21 protein-coding genes are annotated in these 24,620 nt (G+C 63.3%); 9 read left to right on the forward strand and 12 right to left on the reverse strand.

Annotation, left to right across the window (positions count from 1 at the left end; genetic code table 11):
- Positions 1-59: 59 nt before the first annotated feature.
- From ACW4LP_RS08785 to trhA, 3 genes are all read left to right on the forward strand, one after another.
- Positions 60-575 (forward strand): ferritin, encoded by a 516-nt coding sequence (locus ACW4LP_RS08785; RefSeq protein ID WP_161127646.1) that lies wholly within the window; start codon positions 60-62, stop codon positions 573-575.
- Between the two features lie 98 nt (positions 576-673).
- Positions 674-1,510, forward strand: a complete 837-nt coding sequence (locus ACW4LP_RS08790) for an epoxyqueuosine reductase QueH (protein ID WP_278981985.1) — start codon at positions 674-676, stop codon at positions 1,508-1,510.
- 21 nt (positions 1,511-1,531) lie between these two features.
- Positions 1,532-2,272 carry a PAQR family membrane homeostasis protein TrhA gene (gene trhA / locus ACW4LP_RS08795; RefSeq protein WP_455803726.1) on the forward strand — a complete coding sequence of 247 codons (741 nt, stop codon included), beginning with the start codon at positions 1,532-1,534 and terminating at the stop codon, positions 2,270-2,272.
- Between the two features lie 8 nt (positions 2,273-2,280).
- Here trhA and ACW4LP_RS08800 read toward each other — a convergent pair whose 3' ends face one another.
- A complete protein-coding gene (locus ACW4LP_RS08800; protein ID WP_455803727.1) occupies positions 2,281-3,117 on the reverse strand; it encodes a deoxyribonuclease IV in 837 nt (278 codons plus the stop codon).
- Positions 3,118-3,548: 431 nt separating this feature from the next.
- Here ACW4LP_RS08800 and ACW4LP_RS08805 point away from each other — a divergent pair, with 431 nt between their 5' ends.
- A complete protein-coding gene (locus tag ACW4LP_RS08805) occupies positions 3,549-4,493 on the forward strand; it encodes an AEC family transporter (protein WP_455803728.1) in 945 nt (314 codons plus the stop codon).
- A 48-nt stretch (positions 4,494-4,541) separates the two neighbouring features.
- On the opposite strand, the gene ACW4LP_RS08810 is transcribed toward ACW4LP_RS08805, so the two are convergent.
- From ACW4LP_RS08810 to ACW4LP_RS08825, 4 genes are all read right to left on the reverse strand, one after another.
- Positions 4,542-6,251, reverse strand: a complete 1,710-nt coding sequence (locus ACW4LP_RS08810) for a protein kinase domain-containing protein (RefSeq protein ID WP_455803729.1) — start codon at positions 6,249-6,251, stop codon at positions 4,542-4,544.
- An 81-nt stretch (positions 6,252-6,332) separates the two neighbouring features.
- Positions 6,333-6,773, reverse strand: a complete 441-nt coding sequence (locus ACW4LP_RS08815) for an XRE family transcriptional regulator (RefSeq protein WP_181815534.1) — start codon at positions 6,771-6,773, stop codon at positions 6,333-6,335.
- A 25-nt stretch (positions 6,774-6,798) separates the two neighbouring features.
- Positions 6,799-7,440, reverse strand: a complete 642-nt coding sequence (locus ACW4LP_RS08820) for a DUF4230 domain-containing protein (RefSeq protein WP_455803730.1) — start codon at positions 7,438-7,440, stop codon at positions 6,799-6,801.
- 334 nt (positions 7,441-7,774) lie between these two features.
- Positions 7,775-8,809 carry a hypothetical protein gene (locus ACW4LP_RS08825; protein ID WP_114548818.1) on the reverse strand — a complete coding sequence of 345 codons (1,035 nt, stop codon included), beginning with the start codon at positions 8,807-8,809 and terminating at the stop codon, positions 7,775-7,777.
- A 189-nt stretch (positions 8,810-8,998) separates the two neighbouring features.
- Here ACW4LP_RS08825 and ACW4LP_RS08830 point away from each other — a divergent pair, with 189 nt between their 5' ends.
- Positions 8,999-9,793 carry a DUF3800 domain-containing protein gene (locus ACW4LP_RS08830; RefSeq protein WP_418980409.1) on the forward strand — a complete coding sequence of 265 codons (795 nt, stop codon included), beginning with the start codon at positions 8,999-9,001 and terminating at the stop codon, positions 9,791-9,793.
- A gap of 76 nt (positions 9,794-9,869) precedes the next feature.
- On the opposite strand, the gene ACW4LP_RS08835 is transcribed toward ACW4LP_RS08830, so the two are convergent.
- Positions 9,870-10,997 carry an aldo/keto reductase gene (locus ACW4LP_RS08835; RefSeq protein WP_455803731.1) on the reverse strand — a complete coding sequence of 376 codons (1,128 nt, stop codon included), beginning with the start codon at positions 10,995-10,997 and terminating at the stop codon, positions 9,870-9,872.
- Between the two features lie 259 nt (positions 10,998-11,256).
- Between ACW4LP_RS08835 and amrA the strand changes: the two genes are divergently transcribed.
- A complete protein-coding gene (amrA, locus tag ACW4LP_RS08840) occupies positions 11,257-12,711 on the forward strand; it encodes an AmmeMemoRadiSam system protein A (RefSeq protein ID WP_455803732.1) in 1,455 nt (484 codons plus the stop codon).
- On the opposite strand, the gene ACW4LP_RS08845 is transcribed toward amrA, so the two are convergent.
- The 4 genes from ACW4LP_RS08845 to ACW4LP_RS08860 all read right to left on the reverse strand — a co-directional run bounded on the left by ACW4LP_RS08845 (position 12,708) and on the right by ACW4LP_RS08860 (position 18,205).
- A complete protein-coding gene (locus ACW4LP_RS08845; RefSeq protein WP_455803733.1) occupies positions 12,708-13,889 on the reverse strand; it encodes a hypothetical protein in 1,182 nt (393 codons plus the stop codon). The genes amrA and ACW4LP_RS08845 overlap by 4 nt on opposite strands.
- Positions 13,886-15,298 carry a galactokinase gene (locus ACW4LP_RS08850; protein WP_455803734.1) on the reverse strand — a complete coding sequence of 471 codons (1,413 nt, stop codon included), beginning with the start codon at positions 15,296-15,298 and terminating at the stop codon, positions 13,886-13,888. Before ACW4LP_RS08850 ends, ACW4LP_RS08845 begins: the two co-directional genes overlap by 4 nt.
- A complete protein-coding gene (locus ACW4LP_RS08855; RefSeq protein WP_455803735.1) occupies positions 15,273-17,342 on the reverse strand; it encodes a glycoside hydrolase family 2 protein in 2,070 nt (689 codons plus the stop codon). The genes ACW4LP_RS08850 and ACW4LP_RS08855 overlap by 26 nt, the downstream gene beginning before the upstream one ends.
- 224 nt (positions 17,343-17,566) lie before the next feature.
- A complete protein-coding gene (locus tag ACW4LP_RS08860; protein WP_022740496.1) occupies positions 17,567-18,205 on the reverse strand; it encodes a TetR/AcrR family transcriptional regulator in 639 nt (212 codons plus the stop codon).
- Positions 18,206-18,526: 321 nt separating this feature from the next.
- Here ACW4LP_RS08860 and ACW4LP_RS08865 point away from each other — a divergent pair, with 321 nt between their 5' ends.
- On the forward strand, positions 18,527-19,630 hold the full coding sequence (locus tag ACW4LP_RS08865; protein ID WP_455803736.1) for an endonuclease/exonuclease/phosphatase family protein: 1,104 nt from the start codon (positions 18,527-18,529) through the stop codon (positions 19,628-19,630).
- 48 nt (positions 19,631-19,678) lie between these two features.
- The gene (locus ACW4LP_RS08870; RefSeq protein WP_455803737.1) at positions 19,679-21,298 is read left to right on the forward strand and encodes a response regulator transcription factor; all 1,620 of its coding nucleotides are present in this window, start codon (positions 19,679-19,681) and stop codon (positions 21,296-21,298) included.
- 99 nt (positions 21,299-21,397) lie between these two features.
- Here the strand turns inward: ACW4LP_RS08870 and ACW4LP_RS08875 are convergent, their stop codons facing one another.
- Together ACW4LP_RS08875 and ACW4LP_RS08880 are read right to left on the reverse strand one after the other, a co-directional pair.
- Positions 21,398-23,110, reverse strand: a complete 1,713-nt coding sequence (locus tag ACW4LP_RS08875) for an FAD-dependent oxidoreductase (RefSeq protein WP_455803738.1) — start codon at positions 23,108-23,110, stop codon at positions 21,398-21,400.
- A gap of 292 nt (positions 23,111-23,402) precedes the next feature.
- Entirely contained in the window at positions 23,403-23,957 is a 555-nt protein-coding gene (locus tag ACW4LP_RS08880) for a DJ-1 family glyoxalase III (RefSeq protein ID WP_455803739.1), read from the reverse strand.
- A 212-nt stretch (positions 23,958-24,169) separates the two neighbouring features.
- Here ACW4LP_RS08880 and ACW4LP_RS08885 point away from each other — a divergent pair, with 212 nt between their 5' ends.
- Positions 24,170-24,406: a hypothetical protein gene (locus ACW4LP_RS08885; RefSeq protein ID WP_114548826.1), complete on the forward strand. Its 237-nt coding sequence runs from the start codon at positions 24,170-24,172 to the stop codon at positions 24,404-24,406.
- Positions 24,407-24,620 lie beyond the last annotated feature (214 nt).

Genomic DNA, 24,620 nt, shown 5'->3' on the forward strand with positions numbered 1-24,620 from the left:
CACGCTCAACGCCCCGCTGCGCCAGACGGCATCGCGCCGACCAACGAGAAAGGACAACTATGGACGCCAAGGTCTACGAGCTCATCAACGACCAGATCAACAAGGAGCTGTACTCCGCCTACCTGTACCTCTCCTTCGCCGACTACTACGAGGAGGAGGGCCTGTCCGGCTACGCTAACTACTTCGAGATCCAGGCTCAGGAAGAGCGCGATCACGCGATGATCTTCCGCAACTACCTGCATGAGAACGGCGAGGCCGTGAAGCTTCTGGCCATCGACATGCCCGACAAGACCTTCGCGAACTTCCTGGAGCCGCTCGAGGCCGCCATGGAGCACGAGCAGTACGTGACCTCGCTCATCAACGACATCTACGCCGCGGCGCTTGAGGCCCACGACTACCGCGCCCAGAAGTTCCTCGGCTGGTTCATCGACGAGCAGCTGGAGGAAGAGGACAACGCCGACACCATGATCACCAACATGAAGCTGTTCGGCGGCGACCCGAAGGGCCTGTACGACCTGGATCAGGCCTGCGCCGCCCGCGTCTACACCGTGCCGAGCCCCCTGGCCGGCAAGTAGGCCTCGCAGCATATCGTTATCGACGAGTCGCCTTTTGCGGGCGGCTCGTTTTTTTTCACCGGCACATTGCCAGACGACAATGTGCTAGCATAGGCGTCATGACAGAGACCACGAAAACCGATTCAGCTATGCAGCCTGCGCCCGAGAACGAGGACAGGCTTCTTCTGCACGCCTGCTGCGGACCGTGCTCCTTGGAGCCGGTCCGCATTTTGCGCTCGGAAGGGGTGGAACCCGTCGTGTTCTACGCGAACTCGAACATCCACCCTGCCGAGGAATATGCCCACCGCCTGGCCACCCTGCGCGAGTGGGCCGCGGACGCTGATTTGGAAGTCGTGGAAGGCGCCTACGACCCCGACAAGTGGGAGACCACCGCCGGCCGCATCGGCAATGCCGCCGAAGCCAAGTATGGAGTGATTGCGGACGAGGAAGGCGACCTCGAAGGCGACGCCTCCCCCGCCCGCGCGGCGCGGGAGGCCCGCTGCCGGGCCTGCTACCGCCTGCGCTTCGAGGAGGCCGCCCGCTACGCCCGCGAGCACGGGTACTCCGCCCTGGGCACCACGCTTTCCGTGAGCCCCTACCAGTACACCCGCATCATCCGCGAGGAACTTCAGCGCGCCTGCGCCCGCGAGGGCATCGAGGCCCGCTTCGCCGACTACCGCCCCTTCTACGACGAAGCCACCCGGCGCTCGCGCGAGGGCGGCATGTACCGCCAGAACTACTGCGGCTGCCGCTTCTCCGACGCCGAGGCCGCCGCCGAGCGCGAGGAGCGCCGCGCCGCCCGACGAGCCGCCCGCGAAGCGGAGCTTGCAGCCCACGCCGACGAGCGCGCTGCCGCCGAAGCCGAGCGCGCCCGCACCCGCGCCGAGAAGCAGGCCTACGCCGACAAGCAGGCCAAAAAGCGCGCCATCTTGAAGGCCCTGCGCGAGCAGCAGTAGCTCATACCCAAAGGAGTCATCGTGCCCAACATTCGCCTTGCCCACCCCGAGCTCTCCCCCAACGCCGCTGCGGCGGCGGCCAAGGTGTCGCCGGAAATTCGCGAGCTCATCAAGCGCTCCGGAAAAAAGCCCGGCCGCGAGTACACCTTGGGCGAGGAGATCTTCAACGCCGTCACCCATGGCGTAGGGGCGGGCCTGGCCGTGGCGGCCCTCGTGCTTCTCATCGTGAAGTCGGTGTCAGATGGCGGCGGCATCCTATTGGCGGCGGCCCTCGTCTACGGCATCGCGCAACTGCTGGAGTACCTCATGTCCACGCTGTACCACGCGCTGGCAGCAGAACGCGCCAAACGCGTGTTCAAAGTGCTCGACCATTCCGGCATCTACCTGCTCATCGCCGGTACCTACACCCCTTACTGCCTCATCACCTTGGGACATGTGGGCGGCGTCTGGCTCGCCGCCTTCGTCTGGGCCGTCTCACTTGTCGGCATCGCCTCTGAAGCCTTCTGGACCTACCGTCCCCGTTGGATATCGGCCGTGCTCTACGTGGCCCTCGGCTGGTCCATCGTGTTTTTCATTCCGACGCTGTTCGCCGAGCTGGCCCCCGCAGGCTTCTGGCTCTTAGTTGCCGGCGGCATCAGCTATACCGTGGGCGCCGTGTTCTACATCTTCAAAAAGGTGCGTTACATGCACTCGATTTTTCACCTGTTCGTGCTGGCCGCCAGCTGCCTGCAGTTCTTTAGCGTGTACTTCTTCGTGATTTAACGCGGCAGCTACTCGGCATGCGCTGCCCGCAGGGCGGCGATTTCGCGGCCCCAGCCGGAAAGGTCGTCCTGGGGCGTTTCCAAGAAGAAGGGCAGATCGCGCAGGGTCGGGTGGTTCGTCACAGCGGCGAGCGCATCGAAGCCGATGCAGCCCTCGCCGATGGGGGCGTGGCGGTCCTTGTGGGCGCCGAGCGGGTTCTTCGAGTCGTTCAAGTGGATGGCGCGCAGGCGGTCGAGCCCGATGACGCGGTCGAACTCTTCCAGCACGCCGTCCAAGTCGCCGACGATGTCGTAGCCGCCGTCCCACACATGGCAGGTGTCCAGGCACACCCCCACTTTCTTGTTCAGTTCCACGGCGTCGATGATAGCGGCCAGCTCTTCGAAGCGACCGCCGACCTCCGTGCCCTTCCCGGCCATGGTTTCCAACAGCAGCGTGGTGGACTGTTCCGGCGCGAGCACTTGGTTCAGCGCGTCGGCGATGAGCGCGATGCCCGTCTCGGCGCCCTGGCCCACATGGCAGCCCGGATGCATGTTGTACAGCTGGCCGGGGGTGTTTTCCATACGCATGAGGTCGTCGGTTAAGAGCTCGATGGCGAACTGCCGCGTCTCGGGCTTGGCCGCTGCCGGGTTCATGGTGTAGGGCGCATGGGCCAGAAACGTCGTGATGCCGTGGGCGGCAGCGAACTCGTGAAATGCGGCTACATCGGCCGGATCGATGGCCTTGGCCTTGCCGCCGCGCGGATTGCGCGTGAAGAATTGGAACGTGTTCCCGTCGATGGAGGCCGCATCCTGGGCCATCTTCAGATACCCCTTGGCGCTGGACAAATGACAACCGATGGTGAACACGGGCTCATCCTTTCGACGAAGCTAACGCAGCGCTGGCCAGTATACGCCAACGAGCCGCATCGTCGCGCGCTTTCCAGAAAACCCGTAGCCTCTACAACGCGGGGACGCGATGTCGGAACCGCAATGCGCGTCGCGACATCCTCGCCCTCGCCTGCGAGACAATCGGAAGTCCAAATTTGGGCAAGAATTTCGAGTTGTTAGACATTTCGATTCATTCAGCACCTGCCAGTAACGCCGAAAACACTGAAAGAAGCCGCATCCGATGCCTGAAGAGACCCAAATCGTTCCATAAATCCATTTGCCGCACCCTTGAAAGTCTAACAACTCGATTTTTTTGCCACAATCTGTCCTGCAAATTGCTCGAGAAGACCGACGAGGGTCGCAAAGGATCGAGCGAGCGTTCTGCAATCGGAGAAAGAGAGCTTCGCCCTATGACCGCGGGCATGATCGGCATATTTCAAGAGATCGTCACGCTGTTCGTCATCGTGGGGGTAGGTTACGCCGCGAAGAGGCTGCGCTTCATGAACGACGAGTTCGACCGCATGCTTTCAAAGCTGGTCATCAACATCGCGCTGCCGGGCATGATTTTGGGCTCGGTGCTCACGGCCACCGAGCTGCCCACGCAAACGGAAGTATGGCTGTGCCTGGGGCTTTCCGTGGCGAGCAACCTCGTCATGTTTGCTGTGGCCTACGCCTTCACGCTGCTTTTGCGCATTCCCGACGGGCATCGGGGCGTGTACCGGTTCATGCTCTGCTTCGGCAACGTCGGATTCATCGGGTATCCGGTGCTCTCGGCCATCTTCGGCCCCGATGCCCTCGTGTACGCCGCCGTGCTCAACCTGCCCTTCAACTTCTTCGTATTCACCGTGGGCGCGTGGTTTCTCACCCAGGACACCGACGGCGACGTGAAGGTGCAAACCACCTGGCGAACTTTCGTCACACCGGTCATGCTGTCGTGCGTGGCGGCCGTGCTTCTCACGCTAGGCGGCATCCACTACGCGCCGATTCTGGGAGATGCGCTGAACACGCTCGGCTCCATCACCACGCCGGCGGCGCTGCTCATCATCGGCTCGTCGCTGGCGAACCTGCCGGTGCGCGACCTCATCGGCGGCCCGCGTCTTTGGACCTGCTCGGTGTTCCGTCTGCTCGTGATGCCGGCCATCATCTGGGCCGTCTTCCACGCATTCGTGCCGGCGGGACTCATGTTCTCGGTGGCCGTGGTGCTGGCGGGAATGCCCGTGGCCACCAACGGCACCATGCTCTGCTACCAGTATGGCGGCAACTCCCGCGTCATGGCCCAGGGAACCTTCGTCACCACCGTGCTGGCTATAGCGAGCATCCCCATTCTGGCCGCCTTCGTAGGCGCGGTGATCTAGGAAACAGAACCACTACTTGGGAGAAGCAGCCTCGAGCAAAGACGACCGCTACCATGCGTAAGCATATGCCTCAAAACTCGCATAATCCGGCATCTCTTCTCCCAACGTTTGGAAACCCGCCGGAACACCGCGCTCGGGACAGCTTGCGAGCGCCATCGTCCCGCCAATCAGTTTTCCCGCACCATCCCTCAGAGCTACCATCACGAGAGCGTCACCTGCGGCGTCTTCGTCTCTTTCGCCGCCCTCCCAGGTCACTTCGCCAACGAAAACCGTTCCGCCAAGCGCATCGGTTGTGGCCGAAACGTCCGCCACGCGAAACACCGCGCTCTCGGATTGGGCCCGGTGAACCTGGTAGTCATCAGGTGCGATCGGTAGAAAATCAACCGAATGGGGAGTCACCGTCCCCGTACCGGCAATAGACGCGAAGTACATTGTCTCGCCGGGATTAAGCCTAGGAAGAACCTGCTCCTCCGACGAAACGATCTTCCCTTCGGAGTCTCGTCCCACAATATTGAAGGCAGGATAATCAACCGCCATGTCCTTGCTCTCGTTTCTCAAGGCAACCACGTAAGAGATGCACCCGTTCGACATGCGCCACGAGGACTCTGCGACAACGAGATCCTCCTTGGAAAACACCATTTCTTCTTCCGAGAAGCCCGCTGGAGGCAATCCGTCCGACGACGATCTATCTGCCGCCTCAGGGGCTTCCCCATCGACAGGCAGGGCATCACTGCTCGACGCATGATCGTCCTTCGCTTGATGAACAGAGCCCCCATCGCGCCCAGCGCCTACCTCCGCCAACACATCCGACAAGGCGGCGTAGCCGATCGCCACAGCAAGAACAATAAGGATTGCAGCGATGCAGGAGGCCGCGACAAACGCGGTTCGTCGTTTCTTAGCAGGAACGCGGATGCCCGAGGACGCGGCGGAGCCACAGCAGTTATCGCCCTCGTCCCCGACTGCCCCGAATGTGTCCGCAGCCTCGCAGGAAGTCTCTCGCGCCTGAGAGGCACCGTGCGAGAAAGCACCTTTCGCGCTTTCTCGCACGGCACAGGCGAAGTCCCGTATCGTCTGGAAACGAGCGCTCGGCTCAAAGGCGCTCCCGCGCTCAATTACGGCGCGCAGCGGGGTAGGCACAACAGATTCATCCACGAGTGCCACCCGATAGGCATCCCCCGGCTCAAGCCCCGTAAGCATGAATCCCAGCAGCCGCGCTGCAGCATAAACGTCCGTGCGCTCATCGACCGGCGCGAACCCATACTGCTCGGGCGCCGCAAACCCGTGGGTTCCAAGGTTCGGAGTCTCCGAAGAGGGCTCGGCTCCAAAAGGCCGCGCGATGCCCAGATCGATGAGATGCGCTCCATCGGCAGCCAGAAGAACGTTTCGCGGCGATATATCGCAGTGCGCAATACCGCGGCGATGGAGCTCCTCAACTGCCTCGCACACTTCAAGCGCAATGCGCACCGCCTCGGAGACGGGGAGACGCCCCTGCGCGCTCACAACCTCGTAGAGCGTGTCGCCCGGCACGAAGTCGCACACAACGACAAATTCATCGGGCGTTTCATAGGTCGCAACCACATGCGGCAGACGCAAGCCGACGCATTCGGACAAAGCGGCCCACACCCGGCGATCGACCAACGGCGACGGAATCTTCTTGCGCAAATAGGGACCAAAGCCATCGATGGTCACGACTTCGGTTCGGCCGCCGGAGCCCGAAGAAAGCACCCGCTGCACCTCATAGGCGTCATCGATGCTCATGGCGTGGAGCACTCGCCCCTCCCGAGGTCCCATCGCCATGTTCGTCCTTCTCTCTCGACTTCCAACCAGTTACGCATCGCCTTATTGCAGCGGGCACGTGCCCAAAAGCGTTTTCTCGCCGAAGCGCCACAGCTCGTCGTCGCAGGCCTCGCGCGACATTCCGCGATCAATGCACCAGATAATGATAGCATCGCGACGCACCTTAGGATACAGCTCGGCCGCACCGGCCAACTTCAAAAGCCGCTGGGTCTCGCGCAGCGAGCAGCCCAGCCCGAACGCCACCATGAGCGCATTGTCGCGCCCCAGTCGGCTTTTGCCCGAGAACGCATCGTAGACAACCGTGGAATTCAATCCCGAGGCCCGATACACGTCGGCCCGTTTCAGGCCTTTAGCCGCCAGCAGTTCATGCAGATAGTCGGCAAGGGAGCGCTGCAACGTAAGCCCTTCGCCAAGATAGCTATCAGGGTTCGGTGCCGCAAGCAACCGCGCCAGCAAGTCCTCTGTCAAGCGTTCTTCGATCATGGGCCCTTCTTGCGTAACGCCCTCCTTATGCCGCACGCCAGTCGAATACGACATTATACTCATCGCCTAGCGCTGACTTGAAAAGCGTGGTAATGTCGCTTTCCGCTTGAATCCGGGCCTCTTCGAGCAACCCTCCTTCAACCGCGTTCTCTTCACTGATGCGGATGCATTCGCGGTGAATCTCATCGACATCCTCCACATGAATGGGATTGAGAATGTTGTTGTTCTCTTCTAACACACCGGAAATATCCATGTTAGGCGTATTGGAGATGATGTACGGCTGATCGAGCGTCACGTGGACGACTGTGCCATCGGGCCACATTTCAGCTGTGTCCATGTTCACACCCGCTTTCAACGTGCCCGCATAGCGATACCATACGCTATTAGCCGTCCAGGGAAGGTCGAAAAGGTCGAAAAAAGTCTCCACGTCGGGATACTTGTCGACTATGCAATAATCCTGGGATATCCCCACGAGCTCGGTCTGCTCCACAAAACGACCGAAGACCGCCGTTGCGGCGGCACCCTTGTCTTCATCGGGAGGGTTGCAGTTCTGAAAGAAAATCGTGCCTCCCACTCCCAGTAAAATGCCCACAAGAGCGCCAAGCACTACAAGTTTTCCTTTTGCGAGGACTTTATTGATTTTGGTAACTTTCTTGGAATCCAGCATAACGGAGCCCCTTTCCGAACAGCACAGGACAGGCGATCGGCGGGAACCTTTGCAGATGACAATCTGGAAGGCATCCGCCACAGTCACCACAACTGCCAAGGCGTTGCAACAGAGCAATCAACCCAGAAGAAAGCAGATGCCTTCCAGGCCGCATATTGCTCTTCAGTTGTTGCGCCATCATCGACGGCAGTTGTGGTAGAGGGAATTATAGCGCATGGTGCGAGCCTGAGCGACCGCGCCATGCGCCACAGCCACACGCGGTCGCCGTCAGATCCCAGAACAAAGCCTTAGCAGTTGTGGTGATTGTGGCACTTCGGAAGAATATCTTCTTCGGCTAAAAAGAGACCGTCAGTTCGGCTGAATCTAGGATCGTGTTCCTATTAGCATCGGTTATCGAAATGGTCATACTCACATTACCCACCTTGGACAGATCGAACCGATCGGCTTTGTCCTCCACCATAGAGCTCAGAAGCAAATCGTCTATGACAAAGCGCTTTCCAGGAGCAACCGTGTCTACCGTCCATGGCCCTTCGTAAGCCAACGCCCCATCAATGGACACATCACTCACATGTACGATTAGGGCATCATCAGTATTATTCGTGAGCTCAACCATAACAGCCTTTTCACCTTCCTGATTGGTGAGCAAGAAGGCCGAAAGAGCATCAAGACCGGCGGCGCCGAGGCTATGGTCGATCGACGAAGCCGCTTCGACATCGTATCCAAGTCTTTGAGCAAAAGCAGGACTATCGAGGAAGCCAGCGAAAGTGCCTGAATCAATCGAGTCCTCTCCGTAAAGGGATGTCGCCACTTCAATAATACCCTTGAAAACCTCTTCGAATTCATCGTTAACCGCGCGAACACCTAATCCAAGCGCCCCTATGCCCTTCATCCCGTACAGCTGCAATTCCCAGAGGGAATAGCCAATCTCCTCCTCCGTTGTTTCCCCAGCTGGGAGCTGCACACTCAGATGACCTGCCGTCATCATGCATCCATTCACGTAATTGGCGCTGTAGCCCAGCGTCGAGGTCATGACGTCGAGTTCCCCTTCCGTGTTGTTGGTGATCGAAAGCGTAAGGTAGGCCATATCGTTTCGATACTCTAGCTTTTCCGCTACGATAGTTAGCGCGTCATCGTCGAGCAGCACCGTCTGCTCGATAACCCCGTCAAGATTGAACGGTGCGGCCGTCTGCGATTCTTCAGCTTTAGAGTCATTGTCACCCTCTGCGTCTTCAGCCATCGGAGGGATCTGGCTCGCAGTAGTATCGGACGGCTCGCCAACGAATCCACCCTGCATCCCGCACCCTCCGAGACACGCTCCGCTCAACGCCAAAACGGCGCAGAGCATTGTTATATTTAGCTGCTCCTTCATTAGGGCATTCCCTTCTTCTTCGAGAACAAAACCATTCTGCAAGCAAATAGAGCGAATCTAATTATGAGAAACACGAAGGAGGATTTCCTCAGTTGCCAACTGAATTTCGGAGATGTACGAACTAGGTCAGGCTCGAACATTTCAGAAGAATATCGGCCCCTGCGAGCTCATGAGAACAGGAGCCAAAAAGTGCTTGTCAGGATTTTCAAAGCATGGTATAAGCTTTTCTTGGTGGTGCACATAGCGCTACCTCCAAGCGCCGGGGGCTTATCCCCCGGCAACTTTTATATTAGGGGAACAAAGACAATGCGCGAATTATCACTTTTCGTTGATGAAAGTGGCGATAAAAGTATTGCTACCCGATACTATTTGCTCACCTTCGTACTACATGAGCAATCCGATAGAATCACCAGCAAGATTCAGGCCTATGAGCAGACCTTAGCTGCTGCAGATCTTCCTAACATTCCTTTCCATTCAGAACCTCTCTTGAATGGTCACGACGATTACGAAAACCTAGGGTTAACCCAGCGCAAAAAACTACTCGTCTCCTTCAACGTCCTAGTGCAACGCCTCCCCATCCAGTACAAGACCTTCCTCTACAAGAGAAGCGAGTTCCCAAACATTGAGAAACTTGCTGCGCGCATGAGGCGTGATGCGTCGGAGATGATAGCGGATCACCTCGCCTACTTCCAAGGCTTCGATCATGTAAAGCTCTACTATGACAACGGCCAGGCCATAGTGAAGAAAGCTTTAGATGAGGCGATTTATTCGACTCTTTCCAAAGAGGCCGTGGTAAAGAAGCGCACAACAATGACTGAATACCGACTGGCCCAGGTGGCCGACTATCTTTGCACCATTGAGCTTGCTGCCGTCAAATATGCCGCCAAGGAAAACGGAGCTACCTACGACAAGTTTTTTGGCGGGGTCGGATCATTCAAGAAAAACTGGCTAAAGCAGGCACGAAGGAAGATGCTGCGCTCGTAGCTTCGGACACCATTCGCTTGGGCGGTAAACGACGGGAGGGCCGCCACTGTGGCCCTCCCGTCTAAAAGACGCTCCCCTATCCCTCGAAATGCTCTACGGCTTCGGCGAGGTGGTCGATGATGTCGATGGACTGGGGGCACATGGCCTCGCAGGTGCCGCACTGGATGCACTTCGAAGCGGGCCCCTCGGCGGCCTGCCAAGAGTAGAGGCCCTTGACGAACTCGTTGTCCTCGGTAGTGCGCTCCAGGTTCAGCAGGTTCATGGCGATGGGAATCTTCACGCCCTCGGGGCAGTCCTTTACGCAGTAGCCGCAGTTCGTGCACGGGATGAGGTCCACGCTGCGCAGGGCCGCGATGGCACCGTCGATGGCGCCGCGCTCCTCATCCGTCAGCGGCTTACGGGTCTGGAAGGTGCGCATGTTGTCCTGCATCTGCTCGAGCGTGGAGGCGCCGGCGAGCACCGTGAGCACGCCCGGCAGATCGAGGCAGTAACGGTAGGCCCAGCTGGCCTGGCTCGCATCCGGATCAGCGGCGGCGAGCACCGCAGCACCGCGCTCGGGCAGATTCGCCAGGCGTCCGCCACGCACCGGCTCCATGATGATGACTGGCTTGCCGTGGGCCGCAGCCACTTCCATGCAGCGCGCCGACTGGGTGACCGGGTCGTCCCAATCCAGATAGTTCACCTGCAGCTGCACGAAGTCCACCTCGGGGTGCGCCGTCAGAATCTCATCGAGCGTCTCGGGGCCGTCGTGCATGGAGAAGCCGACGTGACGCACGAGCCCGTCGGCCTTCGCCTTCGCCACGTAGTTCCACATGTCGTACTCGTCGAACTTGACCGTGCGCGCGCCGCCCAGGTTGTGCAGCAGGTAGTAGTCGATGTAGTCGACCCCCAGCCGCTCAAGGGAGGTGGGCAGACACGCCTGGGCCTCCTCCTTGCTGGCGCAGGCCCAGGCCAAACACTTCGTGGCCAGGGTGTAGGCGTCGCGCGGATAGCGCTCCACGAGCGCCTCGCGCAGGGCGCCTTCCGAGTGCCCGTCGTGGTAGACGAAGGCGGTGTCCACATAGGTGCCGCCCTTGGCGATGAACTCGTCCACCATGGCCTTCAGCTGCTCGATGTCGATGGCCGTCACATCATCGGGATCAGTCAGGGGCAGGCGCATGGCGCCGAAGCCGAGCTTGGCCACGCCGTCATAAGATGCGGTCATGAATTCTCCTCTCAATCATTGATACGGAGAATAGTAAAGATTGGAGTCGGCTCTAAGTCAAGAAGTCCGGCAACGACCACGATCGCGTGACGGTTTGGCGATTCGGCGGGAAACGCGGACCGGGTAGGCCATCATGGATGAAAGCGCTCATCGTCGCGGGAGGGCAAGGGAACGCGCCGCTTAAGCGTTCGCGCCTCAGCGTTCGCGCGCTGCTCGCCCGCCCGCGTTCGCCAGCCCGCCCGGAAAGAAAGGTGACCCCATGGCCCTGCTCGCCGCCTACGCCGTGCCCCATCCGCCGCTCATCGTGCCCGCCGTCGGGCGCGGCCAGGAGACGGCCATCGCCGATACCATCGCCGCCTACCGCGAGGTCGCCCGACGCGTGGCCGCCCACCGACCCGACCTTATCGTCATCACCTCGCCCCACGCGCCGCTCTACCGCGACGGGTTCTTCATCGCCGACACGCCGGAGGAAACTGGCTCGATGGCCGCCTTCGGGCAGCCGGGCGAGCGCATGACGACCCGCACCGACCTTCCCTTCGCCAAGGACGTGGCCACGCGCCTGCACCGCCGGGGCATTCCCTCGGCCGGTGCCCCGGCGTCCATGGCCGACATCGACCACGCCACCTTCGTGCCGCTCCATTTCTTGGAAGAGACCGTCGACCTGGGCTCGGTGGCCGTGGTGCGCATGGGGCTCTCGGGGCTTTCCGAGGCCGATCACCGCTTCCTGGGCCGGGCCATTGCCGAGGCCGCCCGCTCCTTGAACCGCCGCTGCGTGCTTGTCGCAAGCGGGGACGTGTCCCACAAGCTGAAGGAGGACGGCCCCTACGGGTTCGCCCCGGAAGGACCCGAGTTCGATCGTATCGTGACCGAGCTTTTCGCCCATGGGGATTTGGAAGGCCTGTTCGGCCTGGACGCCGCCCTCTGCGATGGTGCCGCCGAGTGCGGGCTGCGCTCCTTCCAGATCATGGCCGGCGCCCTAGAGGCGACCGGCGAGCCTTTCGCTTCCGTGCTCTTAAGCTACGAGGAGCCCTTCGGCGTGGGCTACGCCGTGGCCGCCTTCGAGATTGAGAACGCTCCCGAGAGCACCGAAGAGGAAGCGGCGTCCGAAATCGTGCGGGAAGAGGATCGCGAGATCGGCGGGGCTCCCGGCGGTTCGCCGGCGTGGCCGCCGCGCCCCGGAGACGACCCCATCGTGGCCCTTGCCCGGGCGAGCGTGGAGTCCATCGTCGCGCAGGGCACCGTCTTCCCCCTTCCCGCCGACGCACCCGAGGAGCTGACGGGCCGGCGCGCCGGGGCCTTCGTGAGCCTACACGAGCACGGGCAGCTGCGCGGCTGTATCGGCACCATCGCGCCGGTGCGCAAAAGCCTTGCCGAGGAGATCATCCGCAACGGCGTGGCGGCGGCCACCGAGGATCCGCGCTTCGCCCCCGTGCGCCCCGAGGAACTTCCCCACCTCGAATATTCCGTGGACGTGCTCGGCGAACCGGAGGCCGTCGACAACCTGGAACAGCTCGACCCTGAGCGCTACGGCGTCATCGTGACCCGCGGACATCGCCGGGGCCTTCTGCTTCCCGATTTGGAAGGCGTCGACACCGTCTTCGACCAGATTGCCATCGCCAAGCAGAAAGCGGGCATCCGGCCGGATGAGCAGGTGCACCTCGAGCGCTTCGAGGTCGTCCGCCACACCGCCGGCGGTAAGCCGCGGCGCTCCTAGATAGTCGCGAGGAAGGCCTCCCAGCCGCGGCGGCCGGCGGCATCGTCTTTGAAGACGCCCGTGGCCACGAGAATCTCGTAGAAGGCGCGGCTGCATTCGTCCTTGATAACAGGCAGTTCGGCTGCCAGGCGCGTGGGGAGGATGGCGCGGCCCATGATCTCGATGAGGCCGATGTTCTCCTTCTTAATGTGGAAGAGTCGCTCCGGCACGTGGAAAAGCCCGAAGGAGTGCTCCGGCGTCGTGCGGTTGTTGCGCAGCACGAGATCCATCACGTAGTCGTCGCCCTCGCGCCACAGGATGGGATTCGCCGTGTTGTGCTGTACGAAACGCGCGGGCGAGGCCAGGGCGCCCGAAGCGCTCACGGCGCCTTCGCGGCCGTCGTCCGGGACGAGCGAAAAAGCCCGAATATCGCATTCCTCGAAGCTGAAGGGACGCCAGGCATCCAGGACGCGACAAGCCGCTTCAGCGAGAGCGGAGCGATCGCGGCTGCGCAGTCGCACCACGGACGCGGGCCAGCGCACGATGCCAGCCTCCACGCTTTCCAAGCCTTCGATGGAAAACGCGCGCGCAATCGGCACATTCATCAACGGGAAGCGGTGGCCGCCGCCTTGGAAATGGTCGTGCCCCAGAAGGGAACCGCCGACGATGGGCAGATCGGCGTTGGAACCGATGAACCACCGCGGATAGGCGTCCGAGAAATCGAGCAGCCGCGCGATGGTGCCGTGATCGATGGCCATGGGACGGTGCTCGCAAGACGCCACGATGAGGTGCTCGGGGAAGTAGCCGTAGGGAGAGAACCACCAGGCCCAGGGCTCGCCGCCGAGGGCGACCTCGGTCACGGGCGCGCCCGAGCGCCGCAGGTGCGCCGGACCGTCCTCCCCCGACGGCTCCCAGCACAAGTCGCAGGTCGTCGGGACAGAGGGAGCCCCTTCCCTCGCGTCGCCCTCCACCGTTGCCGCCGCAGCCTCGCCTTCCCCAGCAGGCGTCGCCTCAAGCGCTGCGCCACCGAGGGTTGCCCCCGCAGCAGCGGCGATATCCCGCGGATCCTTTTCGGGCTTGGCCAGGTTGATGGTGATCTCCAGCGGCCCCGCCGGAGAACTGTATATCCAGAAAGGATTGCCGCGCTCGTCCACGGCATACTCTGAGGCACCTTCCACGCCTCTTGCGACTCCGCTCACGGCAGCCGCCTCGCCAGCACGCCGGGGCCGCCCACGACCACCTCGCGACAGGCACGGTAGCCGAGCAGCTTGTCCATCGTCTCCATGAAGTCGGCGACCTCGGCTCGGGGCACGAGTGCCAGCACCGAGCCGCCGAAGCCGCCGCCGTGGATGCGCCAGGCGCCCTCTTCGCTGAGCAGGTGCGCGCACAGCCCCTGGATGAGCATGGCCGGCTGGCGCTCCCCGGAGCCGGTATCGCGCGGGGACACGTTCTGCAAAAACTGGGCCGACGAGGCCCCCGACAGGCGCACGCACTTCAGAAACAGCGGGAAATCCCCCGCCTCCAGAGCCTCACGCTGCCGATCGACCCGGGCCACCTCGTCGAAGTAGTGCAGCGCCCGCATGGCGCGCCCGTCGCCCAGCGCCGCGCGAACATCCTGCAGGTTCGCGAGCAGCACGTCCGCGGTCGTGTCTCCCAGACGCGCGACGCCCAGGTGGTTGGCCACCATGCGCATGTCGGCGGGTACGGAGGCGAACTCCTCGGTGTGCACCGAGTGGTCCTGGCGCGAATCGATGAGCACCACGGCGTAGCCGACGCCCGTCGCGTCGAAGGCAAGCGGCGTCACCTGGGGCACCGTCGACGCAAAATCGAGCAGCACCGTACCGCCGCAGGCACTGGCCAGCTGATCCTGAGCGCCGCAGGGCTTGCCGAAGTAGCGCTGCTCGGCGGTAACGCCCGCCAGGGCCAGCGCCACGGGATTCAGGGGAACGAAGCCATCCCCCTCCCCTTCCGCAGCGTCCCGGCCCGGCGTCGGCGCTGGCACGCCCGCGAAGGGCCCGGGGCCGAACAGCCCCTCTAAAACGGCGCCCACCATCACTTCGAAGGCGGCCGAGGAGGACAGGCCGCAGCCGGCGGGCACTTCCGAGCAGGTGGCCAGATCGAAACCGCGCAACGTGCCGCCGGCCTCATCGTAAGCGGCCAGCATGCCGCGCAGAAGGGCGGCGGAGGACTGGGTCTCCACACCATGGGGTGCCCACCAGTCCGCATCGTCCAAGTCGATCACATCGGTGCCGAAACCCTCCATGGCCACCCGCACCAGGCGTCCTCCGTTCTCGGACGCCAGCCCCCACGTTCGCTCGCCGATGGCCGAGGAGATGACGCGGCCGCCCTGGTGGTCCACGTGGTTGCCCGCCACTTCCAGACGCCCCGGCGCCGAGGCGAACGCGAAAGAGCCCCGATCCGCCACGGGCGCGAACCGGACGGCCGCGTCAGCGCTTCCATCGGCGCCTTCGTCGGGATTTCCGCCGGCGTCTCCTCCGGCGCCGTCGCCCGCCGACCCCGTCACGGGGAACACCTCGGCGAACCGCTCCCGCAGATGCGCCAACATGCGGTCGGCATCGGCATCACATCTCAGCGCTACCGCACTCATCGCCGTCCTCCTTCAGCTTGTTCACCCGCCGGTCGTAGGTAAGGATGCCGTTGCACTCCTCCTCCACGTCCGACAGCTGCGTGTACACATAGGCGGAAAGCCCCGCCCCCTCCAAAGCCGCCGCAGCGTCCAGCGTCCGATGCACCTCCGTGCGCCATTCGGCCGGCGTGTCGGTGGCCCCGTAGCCGTAGGTGCCCGCAAAGGCGCTGTGATCCGCCACGGCGTGAACCAATCCGCCGAATTCCGAAATCGTGAAGGCACGACCGCCCGCCAGCCGCGCGTAACCCGTCAGGTCGCGCCGGTCGCGGTAGACCGCAAGCGGACGGAAATAGTTGTGCACGCTCTGGAAGTCGCCCGCGCCCTGGTCGTACCAGCCGCTCACGGCGTCGATGGGACGCGTCGGATCCAGCAGGTGAACCTCTTCGGCGCAGGCCAGGGCGTCGAACTGCCCCCAGCCCTCGTTGAACAGCACCCAGGTGACCACCGAGGGATGAGCGCGCAAGTGGGTCACCGTGCCGCGGCACTCCCGCAGCCATTGGCGCTGGTAGGCGTCGTCATCGGAACCGAGGCGCCGCTGATGGGATGCCGAGGTGTCCTCGTAGCCGTCCCAACTTCCGCGCCACAGCGTCGGCTTGTAGCTGGTTTCCCACCCGTCGTAAGCGCCGCCGCCCGACACCATGTCCTGCCACACCAGCATGCCGAGCCGATCGCAATGGTAGTACCAGCGGTCGGCCTCCACCTTCAAGTGCTTGCGCAGCATGTTGAAGCCGGCGTCCTTCATGGCCTGAATGTCGAAGGCGAGCGCCTCGTCGGAGGGAGCCGTCATGAGGCCGTCGGACCAGTAGCCCTGATCGAGCACCCCGCGCAGAAGCAGCGGCTCGCCGTTCAGGAAGAAGCGAAAGCGGCCGGCGCCGTCCGGAGCCACCTTCACCGTGCGGAAGGCGGTGTAGCTGCGCACCGCATCGGTGCCGAATCGCACGACGATATCGTAGAGGCACGGATCGTCGGGGCTCCAGCGGCGCACCTCACCGAGATCGAGCCGCAAGCGCACGCGACGGGCCGGCCCTGCTTGCCCTGAGGATTCAACCCCCACCGGCACCGAGCCCTCTTCGGCGAAAGCGGCGCCGGCGCCCACCTGGCGGCCCGTCGGGTCGCAAACGTAGATGCGCACCAGGCCCGCGTCTCCGCTCACATCGACATCCGCCGTCAGAATGCCGGCATCGGCATCGGGATGCAGCGCCAGGGCCAGCACGCGGCGAGCGGGAACGACCTCCATCCACACCGGCTGCCAAATGCCGCTTTGGGCCGTGTACCAGATGCCGCCCGACTTGAGCCTCTGCTTGCCCCGCGGCTGGGTGCCCGCATCGCTCGGGTCGCGAACGCACAGGGCGACCACGAACTCCCGCGGCGGCGCCGGAGCCAAGTCGGCCGCCTCTTCGAGATCGGCCTTTCCCTCCCCGCAGGCGTCGCTTTTCGCGTCTCCGGCACCTTCAACCGCCACGTCCCCAGTCATTGCTTCCGCGCCCTGGAAACGCGCTTCCGCACTCCCCTCGCCGGCTGTCTTCTCTGCCCGCAGCGCCTCGGTGATGTCGAAGGAAAACGGCAGATACCCGCCCTCGTGAGTGCCCACGACCTGGCCGTTCACGCAGCAGGCGCAGGCGAAGTCCACGGCCTCGAAATGCAGCAGGCAGCGCTCGCCCTCGCCCATGGCGGGGACGGGCACCCGGCGCACGTACCACAGGAGCTCGTCGGGCTGAAGCTGGCGACCCACCCCCGACAGCAGAGACTCGGGCGAGAAGGGCACGAGGATGCGCCCGTCGAACGCATCGGGCGGCCGCACGGTACGATGAGCTCCCATGGGAACGAAAGCGTAGTCCCACCAACCGTTGAGGGATATGAAGCGGTCGCGGGCGAATTGCGGGCGCGGGTGCTCGCCGCGCACGGTTTCCGGATCCAACGCCTCGCCCCAGCGCGTGAGCAGCGGACGGGCAGCGCCCGGATCGTGGTCGCGAGGCGCGCTCGCCAGCACTCGTTTGATGTCCATGGCCCCTCCTTCCCGCAATCGCGCACGGGCCCGCCGCTTACGCGGGCGGGCCCGTTACCTTACGAGTAAGATGATAGCCGATAGGCGGCGCGGCGCACAGATCGTAACCGATTCGCCATACCGCCGCGCAACGGCGGCGCGACGCAGGATCCGGCCGCGAAGAGCGCCAGAGCAGCTTGGCAAGATCGCCGACCTTCCAACCAGAAGCAGTGCGGAACCCCGAATTAAGCGAGCTCGCGGGCCTCCTCGGCCTGCTCGATGTTGAGCATGCGAGTGACGACGTCGATGAGCACCTCGTCCTCCACATCCGGATGCGAGCGCAGATAGCTCACCAGCCCCACAATGAGCACGTAGAACGTCTCGTACAGATGGTCGGACTGCTCGCCGTACTTCGTCTGCTCCACCATGGGGTGCGTCACCATGAACTCGGCGCCCTGGGCGGCGAAGCGATTGAGGAAATCCAGGTACAGCGCCGCATTCTCCTGGGTGGAAAGGGCCATGCGGAAGGTGTTCTTCTCGAACAGCACCATGCGCATGATTTTCACCATGGAGTGCAGCGATTCGTCGGTGGCCAACGCCGTCTGGCTCTCGTGCCAGTGCTGCATGGCCTCCAGAAAATCGGTGATGTACTGGTCGAGCACGGCGCTCGTCACTTCTTCCTTGTTCTGGAAGTAGTGGTAGAACAGCGAGCGTGTCACGCCCACATGGTTGGTGATGTCCTGAATGGAGGTGCGGGCCAGGCCCTTCTCCTCGTACAGCTCGCGCGCGGCGACGACGATCTCCGCCGACCGCTTGGCCGTGTCGTTGCTGCGGAGTACCTCGCGCGTCGCCACACCTCGGGTGCTCTTCTTGTTCGACTGCATGAGGGACCTCCTGTCTTTAAGCGCACCCAAGCGACCAACCCGCGAGAAGAAGGGTGCCAAAGGGAATGCTTGCTACCTGTGCAATCCGATGGAGCGTACCTTATAGCTTCCTCTAGCTTGTCGCTGTCGCGTCAGGTCTCTGTTACCTCCCTGTCATTATCTGGATACAGAGTGTTCAGATTAAAATTCAATGGTGAGTTTTTAGTCATCTAATGCGACTGCCTAACGATATGGTTAAGCTAGGGTATTCCACAATGACCCGTGTATCAGGGTGAAGTACAATGACCCGAATGGATTTTTCCCTCGTCAAAGGAGCCTTTTGTGGCCAAACGCATAATAACGGTTCTGCTCGCATTGCTCGGCGCGCTTCTGGCCGTGGCCCTTGTTTACGTCGCCTACGTCATGGTCACCTACGAGCGACTCCCCGACAATCTGGCGCTCACCGTGGACGCGCCTTTGGCTGCCGACGAGGCTGCGCCGGTCGTTTCCGCTGATGAGGAGTTCACCGTGGTGACAGCCAACCTCGGTTTCGGCGCTTACAACCGCGACTTCGACTTCTTCATGGACGGCGGCACAGGATCGGTGGCGGAAAGCCCGGAGGTGGTGCGCGAGGACATTCTCGGCTCGGCTGAGGCCATACGTGCGCTTTCGCCCGGTTTCGTTCTCTTCCAAGAAGTGGACACAGACGGCACCCGCAGCCACCACATCGACGAGTACGAGCTTCTGCGCACCCAGTTCCCCAGCGACTGGTCGGTGTTCTGCCAGAACTACGACTCGGCCTTCCTCGCCTGGCCCCTCTACGCACCTCACGGCGCCAACCGCGCGGGGCTGGCCACGTTCTCGCGCCTGCCCGTGGGCGACCCGGTGCGCAAGAGCCTGCCCATTTCCGAGAGTTTCAGCAAGTTCCTCGACCTGGATCGCTGCTACTCCATCGTACGCGTGCCCGCGGGCGACGCCGAGCTCGTGCTCTTCAACGTGCATCTGTCCGCCTACGGGGCCGACGCTTCCATCATGGCGGCCCAGCGCGAGAAGCTCTACGAGGACATGACGGCTGAGCGGGCCGCCGGCAACTACGTCATCGCCGGCGGCGACTACAACCACGACATGATCGGCGTCTCCGGCGAGGTGTACGGCAACGCCGCCCAGGCCGTGGAAAGCTGGGCGAAGCCCTACGACTTCGATGGCGTGCCCGAAGGCTTCACCGTGGCCGCCAAGGCGAAGCTGGACGAGACGGGCACCGCCGCCTTCCCCGATGCCGCCACCTGCCGCGACGCCGGGCGCCCCTACGACGGCACCAACGACCGCTGGGTCATGGACACCTTCATCTACTCCGACAACGTGGAGTGCCTCGACTGCTCCACCGTGGATCTGGACTTCGCCTACTCCGACCACAACCCCGTCGCCATGAAGTTCATGCTGCGGTAGCCTTCGCGCCATTAGCGCTACAATGAGGGGGATTGGAAAGGGAGGGCTGTGAAGGAACGCTTCGAAACATGGCTGGCGCCGCAGAACGACGAGCGCCGAGAGGTCGCGCCGCTGCGGCAGCTGGGATGGGCGTTTCTGCTCGCCTGGGTGTTCTGCGTGTTCTACACCAACGCAGCCGGCGTGCTGAGCGGGGACGAAATACCCGGCGGAGGCGGCGCTGCGGCTGGCGCGCCCTCCGGACCCTCTTCGATGGGCGCCGCGCTTTTCTACGCCGTGCTCCCCTTGGCCGCGTCGGTGGCGACCCTGGCGGCCATCGTGCTCGCCGAGCCGCGCATCGGCTCGCCCACAAGCCATCGTCCCCTCTTCGTCGTCGCCCCCGCCCTTACGGCCGCGAGCACTCCCTTCATGTTCGTCTCCGTCGCCGATCCAGGGCTGAACGCTGCGCTCTTCGGCATCGGCGCCGTGGCCACGGGCATCGGAAGCGCGCTTCTGTGGGCGATGTGGGGCGAGTACTACGCCGTCATTCCCCGCGATCGAGCGGAATGGCTCGCGCCGGTTTCCGCCGTGTCCGCGGCTCTCATCGTGCTGTTGGTGTCCGCCATGGACGGTTGGGTGCCCGCCGCCGTCGCCGCGGCGCTGCCGCTTTTTTCCGGCCTGTGCTTCTATCTCGTATGGACGTCGGAAGCCGCCCGAACCGAAGATGCGCTCGCAACCGCCCATCGCTTCGCAACCGAGCGTCGCTCCCCTTTGGCGGGACTCGGGCGCACGGGGGTCGGCATCCTCGTCGTTTTCTCTATCGTGAGCATCGCGGGCATGATGAGCGCGGAGCGGGTGGAAGGCATCCCCCTTCAAGCCATCTTGCTGTTCAGCGCGCTCATGATGGCCGTGGTAGCGGCCATGGCCGTATCGGGACCGCGCCGCATATCCCTGTTCTTCCTCTACCGCTGGATATGCCCCACCCTGGTCATCGGATTTGCGGCCGTCATCCTGTTCGGGCAGGCCGGCGCCCTTGTTGCCGTGGCCGCATCGCTTGGAGGCCGTTTCACCTTCTGCCTGATCGCCCAGATCTACTTCGCCAACTACGCTGCCGCCGGCCGCGCGACCCCCGCCCAGGCCTCCAGCTTGGGGTGGCTGTTCGTGCATGCGGGCGACCTTCTCGGCGTCGTTTTGTGGATCGTTTTCGAACCGCTGATGTTGGCACAGCCGGCGGGGCTCACCGCGGTGAGCGTGGGGTGCATCGTCGTTCTCGTGACGGTCACCATGGCCGTCATGGGCGAGACCTCCACATTCCTGCGCATCCCCGAGACCGCAAAGGATCAGCCCCACGCGCATGGGAAGGGCATCGTGACCGAATCGCCGGATGCCCACGATGCCATGGACCAGCCCGGTGAGCCTCAGCCGGATGCACCGGCGCCCACTACCGCACCAACCGCCGACGCATCTGGCGAGGTGCACGGCGCGGCGCGCATCGACGAGCTCGCCCGCGTCGGCGGCCTCACGCCGCGCGAGACCGAGGTGCTCGCGTTGCTCGCCCAGGGCCGTTCCATCCCCTACATCCGCGACGAGCTCATCATCAGCCGCGAGACGGCGGCCACCCACGCCAAGCATATCTACGCAAAACTGGGCGTCCACTCCCGCCAAGAGCTCATCGACCTCGTCCGGCGGTGATTTTGGCCAAAACGCAAAAATGGGCTCCCTCGAAGGGGAGCCCTGAAAAACGCCTGCTGAAGGGAGGGTTGGCAGGCTCGGGAAAAGCGAGCGGTCGCCCTATTCGACGCCCAAGGCGTGCTTGGCGGCGATGCGGGCGAAGGTGGCCGTGCGGCCAGCGTTGATGCCCGTGAAGTTGCTCGGGTAGTTGTGCGGATAGAAGCCGCCCTGGTCGTTGCCGCAAACGTACAGGCCCTCGATGGGCGTGCCGTCGTTCTTGAGCGGACGCGAGTTCACGTCGGTGATGACGCCGTGAATGGTCACCAGCAGCTCGCCGCCAATGCGCGCCGCGTAGAAGGGCGCGGTCTCCACGTCGGACAGACGGTAGGCCGGTTTGCCGAAATCGGTGTCCTCGCCTGCGGCCACCAGGCCGTTGTAGCGCTCCACCGTCGCCAGGAACGTGGCCTTCTGGTCGGCGTCGAACTCCATCATGTCGGCCAGCGCCTCTAAGGTGTCGGCCTTCTTCAGCGTGCCGGCCTCCAGGCGCGGGTTCAGCCAGAACTCGTCCAGGTGCTCCTTGGACATGGCCTCGCAGTCGTACACGTCGGCGTTGAAGGCAGTGCCGGAGGGCGCCGGGTACAGACGGGAGCAGCCGCAGGTGTCGAACTGGGCGATGTCATCCCAGTAGTTGCCGTCCCAGACGATCCAGCTGTAGTGCTTCGGCTGATTCGCACCGGCGGCGTAGCTCATGGGATAGCACTGATCCTCGTTCATGAAGCGCTCGCCGTTCACGTTCACGTGCAAGAAGGGCTGGCTGCCGGGCAGGAAGATGTCGCCGCCCATGCGATCCTCGTTGAACTCGAAGCCGTCGGGCAGAATGGCGCGGTTCCAGATCATGCAGGCGCCCCCGGCCTCAAGCTCGGCACCGGCCCACAGCGCCATGCGGATGCCGTCGCCGGTCTCGGTCACCGAATCGCGCAGGGCGCACCAGGCCGAGTTGCCCGGAGCCAGATCGGCCAGCATCTCGTTGTTGGCGCCGTAGCCGCCGGTGCAGATGATGACGCCCTTGGCGGCGTTCACCTGGATAAAGCCCTCCTTGCCCTCGGCCACCACGCCGGTCACGCGGCCAGACTCGTCAATGACGAGCTGTTGGGCCGGGCACTCGAAGCGGATCTCGCCGCCGAGGTCCTCGGTGAACACGTCGCGCATCACTTCCAGGTGCGCGTAGGAGTTGTAGTTCGGGCCGTCCGGGTTGTACTCGCCGATGCAGGGGTTGTAGCACATGGCCGGGTAGTAGGCGTGCGGGTCGTCCGGGCAATGCCATTCAAAGGGAAAGAGCATGCCCTTGGGGCCCAGTGTGTCGGCCATCCACTCGATCATCTCGCCGGACTTCTCGGCCCAGGTCTTGTACATGAGCATGTTCGCGTCGCCGGCCTGAGTCTGGTTGGCGTGGTTCAAAAGCGTCGGCACGTCTTCCTGATGGTCGGGGGCGAGCTTGGAATTCAGAGCGCCGATGGCCTCGCGAGCGGCGGCGATGGCGCCGGCCTTCTCCAGCACGACCACCTTCGCGCCGTTCTGAGCGGCGGTGGTGGCGGCCACAAGGCCCCCGTTGCCCGCGCCCACGACCACGATGTCGGCATCGACGGTTTCCACGAACTCGGTGGGCATCTCCGGCTTGTCGCGCCAGCTGGGAGCGGCGGCCCCGGTTTCGGCGGTCTTCGTGCTGCCCTCGGCCGCGGGGGTCGGTGCGCAGCCCGCAAGGCCCATGGCGGCCAGGGCGCCGGCCGCGGCGGCACCGGTCAGAAATCCACGACGGGAAAGATTGGTTTCCATTGCATCCTCCTAAAGACGGTTCGCGCCCGGCCCTCCCTTACGTGAACCGGCACGCATCCGGCCCTCCCATAAGCGAACCGAACGAGACACATCTTAAGTGGAATGCAGCAGGCCGCACATCGCCCGCATTCGGGTATTCACCCAGCGGTCACCTGGGAAAACGTAAAATATACCCGAGAATGGGTGAGAAGGTTTCGACCCGAAACGCACGACGGGCGAAGGGGTTGCGCTTCCTGCGCCGCCCCTTCGCCCGCCGCCGCGCAACCCTCGTCGCGCTATGGCAATGCGATGATTATTTCAGCAGCATTCCCGAAGCCACATCATCGGCAACCTTGTCGCCTTCGAGCGTGCGCAAAATTTGGATGCCGAAGGGCAGCGCCGTGCCGGGGCCCGTGGCAGTGATAAGGTTGCCGTCGACGAAGACGTCCTTGCCCGCCTGGTAGATGCCAGCCGGCCAGCCCTCCTCGCAACCGGGGTAGCACACGGCCTTGCACCCGGTGAGCAGCCCCGCGTTGGCGAGCACCATGGGCCCGGCGCAGATGGCGGCCACCAGCTCGCCGGCTTCCATGCGGCGCCGCAGCTCGGCCACCACACGGGCGCTCTTGCCCAGGTTGTCCACGCCCACCGAGCCACCGGGCACGATGGCGATATCGAACTGCGTCAGATCGAGGGTGGAAAGCGGCGCATCGGCCTGAAGCGTCACCGCTTGAGCCGCCCGCACGGTCAGATCGTCGGACACGGCGGCCAGCACCACGTCCACCCCGCCGCGCCGAAGGGCGTCCACCGGGGCCACCACTTCCACGGGCTCGCACCCGTTCGCTACAAATACCACTGCCGATTTCGCCATAATTTGTCCTTTCAAGAGAGCCTTCCAGCACCCCGCAATGAGCGCCTCTGTCCAGCGCCCCATTGTAGTTCAACCCGCAAGCCCTCGACAACATCGAGACCTACCTTACCGCAAAAGGGTATTCGCTATGCTAGCTTTGAAAGACGATCTCACCCTCTACCACGGCAGTTACGCTCCCCTCGAATGCCTTACGTTCGAGGGGAGCGAGCCCTATGGGATTTGACGAAGAGGCCGTGACCGACGAGCAGCGCGAAGCGTGCGCCGTTGTGGTGATGCGAACCATGCTGGAAGACTGGTGCGACGACACCGGCGCTCCCTTCGATGATGCACTGGACGCCTTCGCCTCATCGCGCACCTACGAGCTGCTGTTCGATTTCTCCTCGCGCCAGTGGGCCGAAGGCCCCGACAACCTCCGCTTCGTGTGGGAGCAGGAGAAGAAGAACGGCTAGCCGATCTACTCGGCCTCGCCCGGGTCCACTCTCGCCGAGGCCAACGGCGCACCACGGTAATATCTCCCATTACGTCCTGATTTGTGTAAGTTCTAACACTTTTACGTCCTTGTTTGGGGGTGCGGACGTTTTTCCGGACGGCCTAGGCGGCCAGCCCCAGCCGCCTCCTGCGGCCGGCTATCGTATCGTACACCTTGCGCCCTCCCTCGTCGAA

The sequence above is a fragment of the Adlercreutzia sp. CNCM I-6215 genome (genome assembly GCF_977072315.1).

What these genes read in the sequence shown, in the direction of transcription:
- ACW4LP_RS08790 (WP_278981985.1), top strand. Translation starts at nt 674, where the DNA reads ATGACAGAGACCACGAAAACCGATTCAGCTATGCAGCCTGCGCCCGAG.
- ACW4LP_RS08810 (WP_455803729.1), bottom strand. Translation starts at nt 6,251, where the DNA reads ATGAGCATCGATGACGCCTATGAGGTGCAGCGGGTGCTTTCTTCGGGC.
- amrA (WP_455803732.1), top strand. Translation starts at nt 11,257, where the DNA reads ATGGCCCTGCTCGCCGCCTACGCCGTGCCCCATCCGCCGCTCATCGTG.
- ACW4LP_RS08835 (WP_455803731.1), bottom strand. Translation starts at nt 10,997, where the DNA reads ATGACCGCATCTTATGACGGCGTGGCCAAGCTCGGCTTCGGCGCCATG.
- ACW4LP_RS08860 (WP_022740496.1), bottom strand. Translation starts at nt 18,205, where the DNA reads ATGCAGTCGAACAAGAAGAGCACCCGAGGTGTGGCGACGCGCGAGGTA.
- ACW4LP_RS08850 (WP_455803734.1), bottom strand. Translation starts at nt 15,298, where the DNA reads ATGAGTGCGGTAGCGCTGAGATGTGATGCCGATGCCGACCGCATGTTG.
- ACW4LP_RS08855 (WP_455803735.1), bottom strand. Translation starts at nt 17,342, where the DNA reads ATGGACATCAAACGAGTGCTGGCGAGCGCGCCTCGCGACCACGATCCG.
- ACW4LP_RS08885 (WP_114548826.1), top strand. Translation starts at nt 24,170, where the DNA reads ATGGGATTTGACGAAGAGGCCGTGACCGACGAGCAGCGCGAAGCGTGC.
- ACW4LP_RS08805 (WP_455803728.1), top strand. Translation starts at nt 3,549, where the DNA reads ATGACCGCGGGCATGATCGGCATATTTCAAGAGATCGTCACGCTGTTC.
- ACW4LP_RS08825 (WP_114548818.1), bottom strand. Translation starts at nt 8,809, where the DNA reads ATGAAGGAGCAGCTAAATATAACAATGCTCTGCGCCGTTTTGGCGTTG.
- ACW4LP_RS08875 (WP_455803738.1), bottom strand. Translation starts at nt 23,110, where the DNA reads ATGGAAACCAATCTTTCCCGTCGTGGATTTCTGACCGGTGCCGCCGCG.
- ACW4LP_RS08815 (WP_181815534.1), bottom strand. Translation starts at nt 6,773, where the DNA reads ATGATCGAAGAACGCTTGACAGAGGACTTGCTGGCGCGGTTGCTTGCG.
- ACW4LP_RS08785 (WP_161127646.1), top strand. Translation starts at nt 60, where the DNA reads ATGGACGCCAAGGTCTACGAGCTCATCAACGACCAGATCAACAAGGAG.
- ACW4LP_RS08880 (WP_455803739.1), bottom strand. Translation starts at nt 23,957, where the DNA reads ATGGCGAAATCGGCAGTGGTATTTGTAGCGAACGGGTGCGAGCCCGTG.
- ACW4LP_RS08820 (WP_455803730.1), bottom strand. Translation starts at nt 7,440, where the DNA reads ATGCTGGATTCCAAGAAAGTTACCAAAATCAATAAAGTCCTCGCAAAA.